Here is a 14,119-nt window from a genome sequence, read left to right as displayed (position 1 = left end):
ATGACACCGACCAGTGATAATCCAGGGCTGCTCCCCTCAATCGAGCCAAGTCCGCTTGCCATTTGCCGGGCCTGTTGCGCTATACTGTGGCCCACTTTTTGTAACGAACTCAGTTGACTATGGAACGCTTTCTAGAAAATGCCATGTACGCCTCTCGCTGGCTACTTGCCCCGGTTTACTTCGGCCTGTCGCTGGCCTTGCTGGCGCTGTCGATAAAATTCTTCCAGGAGATCATCCATGTTCTGCCGAACATTTTCGCCATAGCCGAGGCGGATTTGGTTCTGACGCTGCTGTCGTTGATCGATATGGCGCTGGTAGGCGGACTTCTGGTAATGGTGATGTTCTCTGGCTACGAGAACTTTGTTTCGCAACTGGATATCAGCGACGACAAAGAAAAGTTGAGCTGGTTGGGCAAAATGGACTCCACATCGTTGAAGAGCAAAGTGGCCGCGTCAATTGTCGCCATCTCTTCCATCCATCTGCTGCGGGTGTTTATGGATGCCAAAAACGTGCCGGACAATAAGCTGATGTGGTATGTGATCATCCACCTCACCTTTGTGCTTTCCGCCTTTGTGATGGGCTACCTCGATAAACTGACGCGCGATAAAAAATGATCCTCCGTTAGCCGTCACCCTCTGCTGACGGCTAACCACTCCCCTGTTTAAACCTGCTATTAATCAATGAATTGAGTCGCATTTTAAACCTCTCCTTTTAGTGACACCGTCACCATTTGATTTTTATCCACTCATCTGCTCAATTTCACTTGGTGCATCCAATGATAATAACATTATAATGTTATTACACTTCGACAGGCACAGATGCCGGCACAAGCTGAGCTTTGTCCCGCTGACAGGACCCTAATCAATCATGCCGCTCAATGGTAAACCACTACAGTTTCAGGATGTTCAATCTATCCTGCCGCACCGCTTCCCCTGTCTGCTGGTTGACCGCATTCTGCCTGACGGCACCTCCGTTGCCGAAGGCCGCTTAAGTGCCATCAAAAATATCACTGCCAACGAACCGACCTTCTGGACTGGCCACCACCAGACCACGGTGTTTCCCGGCATATTAATGGTGGAGGCACTGGCACAAACCACCGGCTTGTTGGCGCATTACTTTCTCAGCCCGCTATTACCCGGCGAACATTACTATTTTGCCGCCATTCATCACGCTCGCTTCTATCGCTCGGCCCGGCCTGGCGATCAGCTTCGCATGGATGTCGCCTTTGTCCGACAGCGCTCCGGCCTTGCCCGCTTTACCGGTCGTGCTACGGTAAATGGCCGCCGCATCTGTACCGCCGAGTTTATGTGCGCTCGTAAGTAGAACCGCCGTTTTTGATGGAGGCTTAAAGAAATAACTATGTCTATGGTTGATAAATTGCTCAATAGCCTGGATTTTTCTCCTCGCGGTCAGGTGATTGCTCGCGAGCAAGACCACTGCGGTGAAATTATTGTCTCTGACCACAAGGGCTACCGAACCCTGCGTTTTGACGGTATTTGCGAACAAAGCAAAATGTGCATCGATGCGCCACAGGTTCCGGTTCACAACTACATCAAAACCATGCTGATGGCCGTGGCCTGGCAACCACCTTCGGCGGTGCTGATCCTGGGATTGGGCGGCGGCGGTCTGGTACGGGCATTACATGCCTATGACCCCAATATGCTGCTGGAAGTGGTGGAACTGCGCGAAGCGGTGGTCTCTGTTGCGCAAAGTTATTTCACCTTGCCCAGCGACGAGACGGTTATCTTGCGCGTTGCTGACGCGGGCGACTTTTTACGTGCCCCCATAACCCGGCAGTATGATCTGATTTTTTCCGATCTCTACAGCGCCTTCAGCATGGATCCGCAACAGGGTACGCAAAGCTTTCTTCAGCGGTGTGCCGGACGGCTTTCACCACAAGGTTGGTTGGTGCTGAACTACCATGAAGTGCCCGATGAAGATTCACTGCTGTACCACAGTTTGCACCGGGTGTTTAACAGCGTGTTGTATTGTGTTGCCCCCAGCGGCAACGTGATTATCTATGCCGCATTAGCTGAAATCGAGACGCCGCTAAATCTGCTGCGTCGCCTTAGTGCCGAAGTCGGGCCGAGTTTTAACTGTGACCTCGGCTACCTGTCACGCAAGATTGAACGCTTGCACTTTAGCTAAGTCGGCATGGTCATTTCACTATTATCATTTGATTATTATTCTCTGGAGTCACCATCATGGAAAAGAAAACGGCGCGCCTGACCGTACTCATTGATCCTGACAAGAAAAAAGCGTTGGAAGAGCTGTGTTTGCAACAGGACGTCACCCCCTCCCAGGTGATCCGCCAGCTGATACGTGACTATCTGCACAAACACCAGGTGGAATATCCGAGCCAGCCGACGCATTCCAATCCGCGTGTGGATAATGCCTGAAGTCAGATGGCGCAAGACTCGCGCCATCTGTCATCGCTACAGTAATGCCAGGCATGAGTGATATCTGATGGCAACGATTCTGGAGTGTTCACCGGCGCCCATCTTGCGAGCACTTTGGCAAATCAGCGCCCCTTCATATCATTAGCAAGGTATAAATATCATTACCTAACTATTATGATGACTATTTCAACTGTTTAATTAGTTATTCACAACCTTTATGATTAAAGAAATTCCTACTGGTAAACTAATTTCACAGCTAATGATATGACCTATTTTAACAATACCTTCCCAACCCACATAACCTCTATGTGCAATTCATTGATTTGTTTTGTTTTATAAGTTCCATTAACAAAATAAATACAATTGGCTGTTGTTTATTTGATTCTTTAAATAATTTTTCCATGGTTTTGTTAACGCCGTGATTTGCTTGATTATCTCGATCGCAACAAAAAAATACTTCATTTATTTTTAAGTGTCAGTTGATTTTTTAGTCGCCATTGCTATTGTTGAAGTTGAGTAATTCATCGCTCCCGACCCGAAAAGTAAATTCTATTTTTATACTCACAAATGTATAAGGATCAGATCATGCCCATTAAAAAATACGTCATTCTTGACAGCAATCCGGCTGCTGTTGGGAATGATGACTTTATTCTATTAGGTTTGAAAAATGAAGGTTTTGCCAGAGGTTGTCCGATGTTATTTGGCGGAACTGCTGATGCAAAAGACGGCCCGGTCGATGGCAAGAACTTTGCCTTAAACGTAATTAAAAGAGAAACCTGGGAAGAGACCCTGCACAATATCGAAGTTGAACAAGTCGTTCGCTATAAAGTTTTCCCCAATGATATTACTTTCTATACCAGCAAGGTATTTACCTTCAACGGAACAGTGAAGCTTGGTGGCGAATTCGCCTGGATACGCAAAGTTAGCAAAGGAAAACTAAAAGCCTATTTTAAAAACAAACCTTCTGCCACTAAAGATATGTTTGCTCAAGAACTGTATGCCATGACGTTGGATCCCCATATAGAACCTACCGATACTCAATTCGAAGAATATCTCGGTTCGGATACCCTGAGCGCCATTTACGCTTATTGCAAAGAAACCTGTAAATAAATCATTAACCGCTTAATTAGCTATGGTTTGGTTCATTGCCACCATCGCTTGCGCACGTTTATGTCTGAAACTTATTGGGTACTGATATTATGATCACTCAAGGTTATACGTCAGATGAGAAGACTATTGTTAAAAATGTCATCAGCAAATATAGCAATGCCGGCCTGTTTATTATTGAACCCGGCGATCCCTTGCTGGTCAGTTTTTACGATATTCAATTAAAACTTGCCGGTCTTACCCCGGGTAATACTCCGCAGTTTACTCAATGCTGGCAACAGGCAAAACGGCTTAAACTCAGTGCCGGCCGGTTGAGCGATGCCGGTAATGGCTCTGCTCAACCGGTATACAGCATTGTCCGGCTGGACTCTACCGACGGTCGAAATTATCGTGCCAATGCCATAGGTTCCCTGCCTGTCTCGGCGACAAACGTAACGCAGACCCTTGGGCTGTTTGACGGCGAAGCCGCCAATGTAGGGCCGGTTAACTACAACCAGGCCTATGTCTACGCCGCAGACTGCGCCCTGAGTGCCGATGGGGTTTATCCGGGTAGCCAGATTGCTGCAGATTATCCGGTCACGGTGATTTATACCTTTGCACAGACTATCGGTAACCAGACGGTGTACGGGGCAGAGATCATTACCAGCCAGAGTTATCCAAAAAATATCTATAATGAGTCACCGCGGAGTCTTATTAATCCAAATGAAATCAAGATCTGCCTGACCCGCGATGAGGCCGACTGTGACTACCGTAATAATTATGACGGTTCGGTCAGGGTGCCTATTAAAGGCAATATTACCTACCTGGGGCAAATTGAGCTCAACGGTGGTCAGCCTGTTAAAGCCAGCAATACCATTTATTTGATACGGACTCGTGCCGGCGGCGATCCTGTCACCCCTTTCGGTAACTACAATATTTTCAACTCGGCCAACACCCGAATCATTGGTGACAATATCTCCTGGGATCTGGACTGGCTCAGGTTCAATCAGGTTGACTTTGACTCCGGCGAGTGGATTTATTATGTATTCAAAGTCATTCTCAATGTCGATGGAAAAAGCATTGCAACCTTTATCACCAACGCACCTAAAAGCCTTGAGCCAGACCAGCGCTTCTTAAATACTGAGCTATTAAAACCCATGCGTATTGTTTATGGCTGCCTGGCTGAAAACACAAGAATTCTGATGCAGGACGGTGGTGAAAAATCAATTTCCGACCTGGCTATCGGCGAATACGTATTATCGAGAAACAATATCCCGCTCAGAATTGAAGCTATCACTAATGGTCTGGAGCGCAATTTCATCGAAATAACCACCCAGAACAGCAAGGGTAAAATAAGAACCATCACCAGCAGCCTTGGCCACCCTTTTATTACCTCAGCCGGTGTAGTGATTGCTCGCGAATTGAATCACACCTCTAAATTAATCACCCTGGAGGGTGAGTGCGAAATTATAAGCATTGAGCAACAGCAAGGAGAACTGAAGGTATATAACCTGCAGCTGACGGCTGAAGCGCCCGTTGATAAAGGTCTGTACGATGACAACACCCTGTATGCCAACGGTATATTGGTCGGTGACCTCCAGATGCAGCGTATCTATGAGGACGAATATTACCAGCGTCCGGTGAATATCCTGAGCAAACTGCCAAAAGAATGGCATCAGGATTATCAAAACCATCTCAACGCGGCGGGTAAATAACTCATGTATCAGGGCTACCCGGATTTTCAGCAGATTATCATTAGCGATCGGCTTAGGTTTATCGCTACCTATCAACAGAATGATAGCTATTTCTTATACCCGGACTCCGTCAGCATTCTGGTCGCGGAACCACTGGCTTTCTCGCTGGATATTGTTCGCAGCCCCAGCACCGACAGCATTTACGGCTGGCTGAATTTCACTACCGAACTGCAGTATGCCGCAGGCCAAAGCCTGGTGAATTTCAAGCAGCAACACCCAGATAAAGCGGTGAAGGTGTTACCCGTATTACCAGGCAGCCTGGGGTTTGACGTCCCTATTGAGTATCACAGTGACCTGCGCGGACAAAGCTATGACGCCACCTGGTATTCGGCTCAGTGTATCCAGTTTATTATTTTGCTGAACTCGGCCAGCACCCAACTGATTGAGAAAACCCTGCTCGACGATACCATCGGCTTTAATGCCCGGCTGGACGGCTTTGTTGAGGGGGTATCGCCGCGCATGGCGTATTCCGTCGAGTTTGATCCCCGCGCGCTGATGCTGGTGCTGGCCGACGGGGCCAAAGGCACGCATCTGGTTGACGATGACCGGGTAGCGTTTGACTATGACCTGCTGACGCAATATATCTATCAAAATCTCGCGCGGCTGCCGCTGCAAATCAGTCCCCCCTTGCCGGAGAATCATCCCGAGGAGACTCTGCTTTTCAGCCAGACATTGCTCGATCGGCTCTATAATTCGCTGGGTTCGCCCTACGCAGGCCCCGCCTCCAGCAATACGGCGATGATCGCCCTGCGGGTACCGGCGCAAGGCGGCCGGGTGATCTTTAAACTCGACTCGGTGGTGCTGAGCCAGCGCCCGCTGTGCTTTATTCTGGATCCTTTTGCCGCCGCACAGCAAATCGCCAGGGTCTCGCCCGACAGCATTATTCACCGCACTACCGCCCCGCCAATTCCACAGGGTGAACGGGAGACAGACGTTTTCTACGCCTTCCCGCTGGGGTTGAAAAGCAATGTTTCTATCGATATCCAGCTTATCGTGCCGGCGGGAGATATTTACCCGTTGGAACAAAGCCAAACTCAGTTGCTGCGCCCCGACCAGAGCCGGTTGACCTTCCGTTTTTATACCAGCTCACTGGAGACCGAACCCTTCTTCTACCAAATACGGGTTAATTATCCGCAGGAGGGTGGCTGGCGCATCCTGTACGGTGAACGACAATCGTGCGAACAACAGGCTCTGGTGCTCGATTACGCCGCGTTACCCTGCCAGTTCCTGACCATCAATATTGATCCGGGTTTTGCCCGGGAAAGCCGAATTGGCGGGCTTTATCATTCTGCCGGCTGGCAGCAGGATTTGGCCTTAACCGCCGCCGCACCCTACTTCAGTTGCCCGATCCTCGGTGATGAAACCTATGCCGAAGCAACCGCCTATCAGCTTGCCGGCAGCGGCGTCGTGCCGCTGCCGATGCCGATTACCCAGCCCACCACCATCGGGGCTTACAGCTTCCCGCAGTTTGGCTCACAGCGAGCGCGGATCACCGTCATTCTGCCCACTGAAATGCTCAAAGCCACGGTGCTCTTTCAACCCCAGAACACCGACCGCACTACGGAGCATACCTTCACCCACCAACAAAACAGTTTCGATTACTCGTGGACTGTCACTTCTATCTTTGCCTGCGGATTCCGCTACCAGACCCCTTCGGGCCAATGGTCGGCATATGTGACCGGCGATCAAACGATTGATATCAAAGGTGAAAAATGAACGCTGAAGATTTGAACCCTCAACAAACGCTACAGAACTTTTTCCTGCTTGGTCGAGCCTTCGCTTTCCACGACCAGACGCAACCGTCGGAGTGCTACACCTACGGCAGTTTTACTCCGCAGGTGGTGCTGGACGGTAAGGTCAGCGCGCTGCATTTGCTGACCAGCCCCGGTGGCGGTCTGGCGACCTTTATCGCGCCCAATCTGCCGGTGGATACCGCGGCGATTGAAGCCTATATCCGCCAGCATTTCATCCCGGCGCCGGGAAAAATAGCGCTGCAACAGGGCGACATTCGCCAGTCGCTGTTTCTGCGCTTTGTCCACCAGCCGGAGTCCGGCAGTTATAACGTCGAATTCGAACAGTCAAAAATGCCGCTGACCCATGCCGAAGCCGGTCTGCTGGACAACGCCATTCGCGGAGCAAAGAGCCAGGTTTATCTGGTGACCCACAGCCGGTTTAGCGTTAGCAGCCGCGTTGCAGCCAGGTTGGAAACCGACTGGGTGGCTTTTTTAACCCTGGCCTTTAACCAACAGGCGCGGCAACCGGAAGTTATCGCCGTTTTGCTTAATCAGCAGATCGACGCCGGGGTCATAACCCTGCTGGAACAGTTCGATAACGATCCTTCGCAACAGACCCGCGACCTGGTCAGAAACGCACTGGTGAATACCGCAGCGCTACTGGTCAGTAATACGCTGCGTAACATCCATTCCATCGATGAGATCCCCAGCAAGATCAGCTACGACGTCAGCTACAGCAATAGCGTGCCGCAACGCTATTTGCTGGTCCAGCAGCAGGATATTGCCGCCTTGCTTGGCCAACTGCCCGCCGACGGCATTATCACTTTTACGCCGACGCCGTTGCCCGAACCTACCCGGCCGGATAAGCCGATAAAACACCGCGAATGCGTGGTGAGTCTGGGGTTCAACCCCAAGAGTTTTAACATCATGTCGATCGAGCTGCGTTATGCCCAGTCGCAAACGCCGATGCAATGGCCCAGCTTCCCCCCGGTCACCTTGAAAACCACAGAGGAGGTCAGCGTTATCACCCTCAAAGTGACGTTTTCCGATTACACCAGCTATGAAAGCCAACACGGCTGGCAAGACACCCTGGCGCTCACCCCGCAAGACCTGGGTTTCTATAGCCTGCTGTTCGAGGCCGAACAACTGAAGGCAAAATTTAAGTCAATTAGCGGCACCGCCACTTATCAGCCGGCAGGTCAGGCAAAAAAACAAAACTTCAGCTTTTCGTTTACCGCCCAGCAGTGGCAGGCCAACTGGTGGATTAATGCCCATGCCAGCGGGTTAAACGGCCGCGTTGACTACCAATGGCAAGGCAAACTCGACTCGATATTCCCCAAAACCTACGACTCTGGCCCACTACAGGCCAGCGCCAGCCCCGTCAAACTGCAATACAACAAGTGACATAAACAAGAGGAACGCCCTATGTTAACCACCGCTTTGCAGCAATCGGTCAAGATCGCCACGGATAAGTATCTGGGTATTAAGGAATATGCCTTTACCTGTTATGGCGACAGCATTGATAAGAATATTTACTATGTGGTGCCGGAGATCCCGGTGTTTGTCGCCAGGGATACCAAAAGCCCCTATTTCATGTTCTACAAGTATCGTAGTGAAGACACCCAGGGCGGCTATGCGCAATTTACCGTGATGCTGCCGCAGCCTGATTCGGAGATGAAGAAAAAGATCAGCATCGAGTTGCTCGGCAAGCTTAAAGATCCGCTGATCGCCAAATCCACCCTGATCGTCAAGTATGTTCAAGCCGAGCAGGCCTCGGTGGCCGACCCTGAAAATGCGACCAAAAAAACAGCCATGGATACCGCGTTGCGCAATACCGGTTTAAATGACGATCAGGCTGCCAGATTTGTCGCGTTATATGACAGCAACCAAGGCAATGACCAATTCGTGCCTGAATTGACGCCAATAGAAATCAAGCTGGAAGTCCCAAGACTCACCTCGGCACATGCGTCATTGATTCTGGACAGCAACGAGAAATTCTATCGCCAAATCCCCACCACGGTGTCGCCATCAGGCCTGGGGGATAACAACACCGTTTTCAGCCTTTCACTCACAGGCGAAGGCGCCACCCTGTTCGAACAGGTTTTGAAAGGCACCGATACCAACTCCAGCGTAGGCATTCGCTTCGATTTCAGTCTGGATGCTTCTCTGCCGGCGGCCAAAGTTACGGTCAGCTACGACAGTGAAATCACCAAATCGGTGACACAAAACATCACCTACCACACCTGGTCGGCCGATGAGAAAAAGATTGAACGCGAATATATCGAAAAAGGCGCGATCAAGGTCGATGTTCAGACCGGGCTCTCTTACGAAGAAATGGGCATGACCGAGGACCAATACCTCAAATGGAAAGAGGGGCTAACCGCCTGGGGGCAAAAACAGGTAGAGCAGATTTTGAGTAGCCAAACCGGGCTGGACATGAGCCTCGAATTGCTTAACGACGCCGACGGCTTTGATAAATTCAAATCCAGCCTCAGCGAAACCAAAAGTTTTACCCGCGTCTATGAGGAGAACTCGGTAGTCTCTTTCTCCATCGCCCCTCAGACCCAGTTGCCGTCTATCCAATCCATCGTCGGCGAAGAGAATCTGAAAGATTACTTTAAAGAGTACGATCTCAACGATCCTTTCTATCAGTACATTCAGCCCGAGTTTTTTGTCACTCAGGATCTGGCGAAGTACAACGTGGCCAATATCGTGGTGACCGCCATCTACGACAAAGACAATCAGAGCACTCTGCAGTTTTCCCCTGGCGACAGCGAACCGAAGAAAACCGGCAAATGGTTTATCAACCCCGAGCTGGGACGGGCATTTAAATACTCCTACACCGTCAATTTCACCGGTATGCAGGCCAAGCCCTATCACTCTGGCGAACTTCAGAGCGATCAGGATTTGGTTATCTCCATCAACGTGGCCGAATGCGGCATCGTTTATGCCGACATTTCCACGCTGCTCGATCCTATGGGATGGAAAGTCTTCAGCCAGGTGGTGATCAAAACGCAATATTCCGATCCGGATAAGGGCGTCAAAATCAAAACCGACAGCCAGGTAGTCAGTGAGTCGACGCCTCCTCACCCCTTTATTTACCCGATTGGTGTTGATGTGGATAAGCCGATTTATTTCTCCACCGATTACTATGCCCTGGATGGTGACAGCCTGACCTACATCCCCGACGGCGTTGAGACCAGCCCGCAGCTACCGGGTTATGGGCTGATCCGTGGCCACCAGATCCTGGTCGCCAATGCCCTGCCGAAAGCGCAGAAGTACACCATTATCTTCAAGCCAAGCCAGAAGGAGATCACGCTGATCACCTATGAAATGGTGGTGTATTACCCGAAATGGGACTTTACGCAATCCCAATCCCTTGCCCTGACCGAGTTTGATTCTAAATCCCTCACCCAGTATCTGACCTTCAATCTGATGCAGGCTGAAAAAGACAACAAGGTGGAGATCCATTACATCGCTACGGTGTATTACGGCGAAGATAACCAGGAAAAAACCGTTGAGAAGGAAGTGACAGGAACCAGCACCATTGTGGTGGTGACTTTCTGATGCGTTGAGCCCCCCAGGGCAAAGCTTCTTTGCCCTGGATCACCTTCATCAAATGGGATGGTCGCTATGAACACTCAGGTCGTAGTGCAAAACATCTGTTTTATCCGGGCCGACCCGGACAGGCCCATTTATTATTATTGCGCGGCCGCGCCGGGCATTAGCGTTATTAACGGTGACCAACCGGCAGTCCAGCTACAGATATTCAGGAACAGCAGCCAACCGGCCACGGTTTACTATGCCATGCTGTCGTTGCAAACCCAGTTAACCAGCAGCCCCGAGGCGGCACGGGTGGCGGCAGCGGCCAGCCCCGACATGCCGCGCGACGCGGTGTTATTACCCATGCAGGCGATCGCTTGCAGCGCCACGCTGAACATTCCCGGCTTTATCGATGGCCAAACCAGCAAGACCTCACTGAGCGACCAACAAAACTGTTATCTGTTGGCCAAATTACCGGCTGACGCGGATATCGCTCTGCTGGCCAGCCTGATGGCGACCCCCGCCACTGCGCCCATCACCATCAGCTACAAAATTGACTATCTGCTGCAGTTGCCGCCAGCCACCTTTGAGCTGGAAGCCCGTTGGGATCAGGTTTATCAATTTCTGCAACAGTCGGTCGGTTTCAATCTGCTGATTTTTTCCGTCGATATCGAGGAAACCTCATCGCAATTAATCAGCAAGAAAGTGGTGACTATCAAAGTCAGGGACACCGACCCCGATGGGCACTTCAAGCAGGCGGTGGCCGAGTTGACGCAGATCCTGACCGGCGAGTTCTTTACCCCGGTGTTTGCCGAAGTGCCGCAGCAAGACAAGCCCAGGGCCGGTTTTTATCTGCAAAGACTGTCGGTAGAAGATATTGATCAGCGGCGTTTAAGCGGCAAGCTGAGCGAAACCACGGTGGTCAAACGTTCGCTTTATCCGCAGGCACTGTTTGCCGAACTGGTCGCCGGCACCGACTATCAGGCCGACCGGGTGATCAGCCAAAGTGACCTGCAGGATGACTTTTTCGCTCACCGTGAAGTTCGGGTCAGCCTGCTGTCAGACGAGCTGGACGTTAACGTCCAATTGGTCATGGTGCGCCTGCGCTATGGCTCGGACAGCAAGCAATACACCTTTCGCCTGGGCGATATCGGGCCGAAGTTATTCAGGTCACCGAGTATTACCGATCCTGAAACCGGCAAAATGCTGTGGCCGGTCGAATACAGCTTCACCGTCTATCTCAATCAGGCCGTGGGCGGCGTGAGATCGGTCAGTTCCAGCGTAATGCAAACCGAACTGAACGATGTTTATCTGGATATTGAGTCGGTCTACGGCCGCTACGATTTTGTCATTGAGGCCGCCAGCCTGTTCGACTGGCGTTGGTACCAGTCGGTGTTGGTCACCCTGCGCTGCCGCCATATTGGGCAGCCGGTAGCCAGCCTGACGAAAAGCTTTCAGATTAGCCAGACAACGCAGCAGGACAGCTACCCGGTGATGCTGCCCAACCCGGATCAGTATTTGTTTGACGTCACCAAGGAATACAGCAGCGCCGTTAACTCGCCCCATATCTCTGTGCTGTTAAACGAGCCGACCAGCCAGGATGTGTACCTGGTCTCCAGCCTGTATCACCAGCGGGTGTTGATGATTGCCGCCAACATGGACTGGCAACAGGTGGCGTCGGTGCTGGTTTCTGCCAATTATGCCTATTTGCCCGGCGATGACGCCCCACCTCTGCAGCAAATTTTTCAGTTTACCGCAGCCGATGCCGCCCCTCAGCGTTTTAGTGCCGACCAAATCGACCCCGAACGACGTAGTGTCGATCTGGAGATTTGGTTTACCTACCAACCGGACCAAGGCGGGGATAAGCCCGATTACGTCCAAACCGCAACCGTTCAAGACGATATCGATATCGCCAACCTCATTTAAGGAACCATCATGTTATTACTCAGAGCAAGAACTGCCACAATCAACAACATCACCTTCTTTGCCGACGACTCCGATGACAGGCAGTTCTGGTATTTGCCCGGTGATATCCATATCGCAGAAAAAGACGGGAAACCCGTTTTTTCATTGATCAAATACACCGGCGACGGCAGCGGTCAGCAAGGGGGTTACATCAACTTCGAGGTCAATACCTCGATCGATGCTGCCGAGCTGGACGCCGCATTTAACGAATACCTGCGTAAACTCAAAGTTGACCCGAAAACCGCCCGCAAGGCTCAGGTGCCGTATGACAAAGGTACGGTAAATTTCTTCGTGCTTGACGTCGGCAGCAATGCCAACGGTGAGTTGATCAGCGCGCAGTGCCCCAGCCTGTTTGGCAACAATAGCGCCATTTTCAGCGCCAAACTGACGCCACAGCAGGCGGTGATCCTGGAGGCGGCCTTTAACCAGGCGCAGGCACCGGCGGCCGTGGCCTATAACCTCAGCTTTACCGGTATCACCCCGGCGTTAAAAGTTGAAGTCGAGGCCAAGTTTGAAAGCATCTACAAAGAGTTCGATGTTAAATTTGGCGCCAATATCCCGATCCCGGTGGAAACCCCGGCCAGTTTTTGGCTGGGCTTTGACAGCGTAATCAAAAAACTGCAGCAGGATCAGAAGTTGATCATCAAGGTCACCGAGAGCATGCCGAGCGAGGAGGAAGCCAAAGAGAAAGAATGGGCGCTGCAGTTTGTCAAAGAGGAGATCCTGAAAAGCTTCTTCACCGCATCGCTCAAACCCAATGATGACAGCAATACCCAGGCCAAATCAGCCAGCGACTCCATCCTGGAATCTCTGCTCGCCAGTGGCAAAGAAGACGGCGAAGAAGGCGGCAAAGGCGGGCTGTTCCCCAGCGCCTCGCTGGAAATAAAACTGGTGCGCATCGAAGAAACCAAAAGCCTGAACTTCAACTACACCTCATCAAAAGCCCTCAGTCAGTCGGCGGTGCCGCAAAACTTTATCGGCAGCGACATTCTGCGTGCCAAAAAAGAGCCGCCTTATTTTATTGAAGTTAACGTTAACGATCCCTTCTTCCAGAAAATCGACTTTACCGTGCTGGGGCCGGACGGTTTTGCCGAATACGGCATTAAGGCCGCTACCTTCAAAATCGAATATAACAAACAGATTTATACGCCGACCGAGGCGTTCACGGCTGATGATGAGAAATGGGGCAAGGTCATCTCCCGCAGCCCGGATATCAATGAACGCTTTGTGATCCACAGCGAGTATGCCTTCAAGTCTGCCGCCACCACCGGCTGGGAAGGCAGCAGCAGCTACCAGCCGCGGTCGGTCTCGGCTTCGACCCTGCTGAATTTGGATCCCGGCGCGGTGCTGACCTTCAACGAGATCTCCATCTTCCTCGACCGAAAATTCTCCTGGGAGAATTACAATCAGGTGATCGTCGAACTGACCTACCTGGACGACAAAAAGAGCCGAAAAATCAAGAAATACTCGTTTAATCCGGATAAAACCGAGGAACAGACCTTTAAGTATCGCTGTCTGACCGAGCAGCCCTGGACGGTCGATTACAAAATCACTTATCTGCTGGTCGGTGGTGACAGCGTCACGCATGATGGCAGCGAGAATCCGCCGGCCATTGTTATTCCTGCCGTGGCATAGGTTA

At 51.2% G+C, this 14,119-nt stretch carries 11 protein-coding genes; all 11 read left to right on the top strand.

Annotated elements, in window-relative coordinates; all coding sequences use genetic code 11:
• Window positions 1-119 precede the first annotated feature (119 nt).
• The 11 genes from M2406_RS06160 to M2406_RS06110 all read left to right on the top strand — a co-directional run bounded on the left by M2406_RS06160 (window position 120) and on the right by M2406_RS06110 (window position 14,115).
• Entirely contained in the window at window positions 120-614 is a 495-nt protein-coding gene (locus M2406_RS06160) for a TIGR00645 family protein (protein WP_012145114.1), read from the top strand.
• Between the two features lie 253 nt (window positions 615-867).
• Window positions 868-1,323, top strand: a complete 456-nt coding sequence (fabZ, locus tag M2406_RS06155; protein WP_012145113.1) for a 3-hydroxyacyl-ACP dehydratase FabZ — start codon at window positions 868-870, stop codon at window positions 1,321-1,323.
• A 36-nt stretch (window positions 1,324-1,359) separates the two neighbouring features.
• Complete coding sequence (locus M2406_RS06150) at window positions 1,360-2,148, top strand: spermidine synthase (RefSeq protein WP_259189276.1); 789 nt, start codon at window positions 1,360-1,362, stop codon at window positions 2,146-2,148.
• A gap of 56 nt (window positions 2,149-2,204) precedes the next feature.
• Complete coding sequence (locus M2406_RS06145) at window positions 2,205-2,399, top strand: ribbon-helix-helix protein, CopG family (protein ID WP_012145111.1); 195 nt, start codon at window positions 2,205-2,207, stop codon at window positions 2,397-2,399.
• 585 nt (window positions 2,400-2,984) lie between these two features.
• On the top strand, window positions 2,985-3,509 hold the full coding sequence (locus M2406_RS06140) for a hypothetical protein (protein WP_041418562.1): 525 nt from the start codon (window positions 2,985-2,987) through the stop codon (window positions 3,507-3,509).
• A gap of 89 nt (window positions 3,510-3,598) precedes the next feature.
• Entirely contained in the window at window positions 3,599-5,200 is a 1,602-nt protein-coding gene (locus M2406_RS06135; protein ID WP_259189271.1) for a Hint domain-containing protein, read from the top strand.
• Window positions 5,201-5,203: 3 nt separating this feature from the next.
• A complete protein-coding gene (locus tag M2406_RS06130) occupies window positions 5,204-6,955 on the top strand; it encodes a hypothetical protein (RefSeq protein ID WP_259189270.1) in 1,752 nt (583 codons plus the stop codon).
• Window positions 6,952-8,376, top strand: a complete 1,425-nt coding sequence (locus M2406_RS06125; protein WP_259189269.1) for a hypothetical protein — start codon at window positions 6,952-6,954, stop codon at window positions 8,374-8,376. The genes M2406_RS06130 and M2406_RS06125 overlap by 4 nt, the downstream gene beginning before the upstream one ends.
• A 21-nt stretch (window positions 8,377-8,397) precedes the next feature.
• Complete coding sequence (locus tag M2406_RS06120; protein ID WP_135344333.1) at window positions 8,398-10,539, top strand: hypothetical protein; 2,142 nt, start codon at window positions 8,398-8,400, stop codon at window positions 10,537-10,539.
• Between the two features lie 66 nt (window positions 10,540-10,605).
• Window positions 10,606-12,441 carry a hypothetical protein gene (locus tag M2406_RS06115; RefSeq protein WP_017892804.1) on the top strand — a complete coding sequence of 612 codons (1,836 nt, stop codon included), beginning with the start codon at window positions 10,606-10,608 and terminating at the stop codon, window positions 12,439-12,441.
• 9 nt (window positions 12,442-12,450) lie between these two features.
• The gene (locus tag M2406_RS06110) at window positions 12,451-14,115 is read left to right on the top strand and encodes a hypothetical protein (RefSeq protein ID WP_259189268.1); all 1,665 of its coding nucleotides are present in this window, start codon (window positions 12,451-12,453) and stop codon (window positions 14,113-14,115) included.
• Window positions 14,116-14,119: the final 4 nt, after the last annotated feature.

The organism is Serratia sp. BIGb0163 (assembly GCF_024809935.1).
In the GTDB taxonomy this organism is placed as follows: domain Bacteria; phylum Pseudomonadota; class Gammaproteobacteria; order Enterobacterales; family Enterobacteriaceae; genus Serratia; species Serratia quinivorans.
The sequence above is the reverse complement of the archived record's forward strand: the minus strand, read 5'-3'. Positions and strand labels throughout refer to the sequence as shown.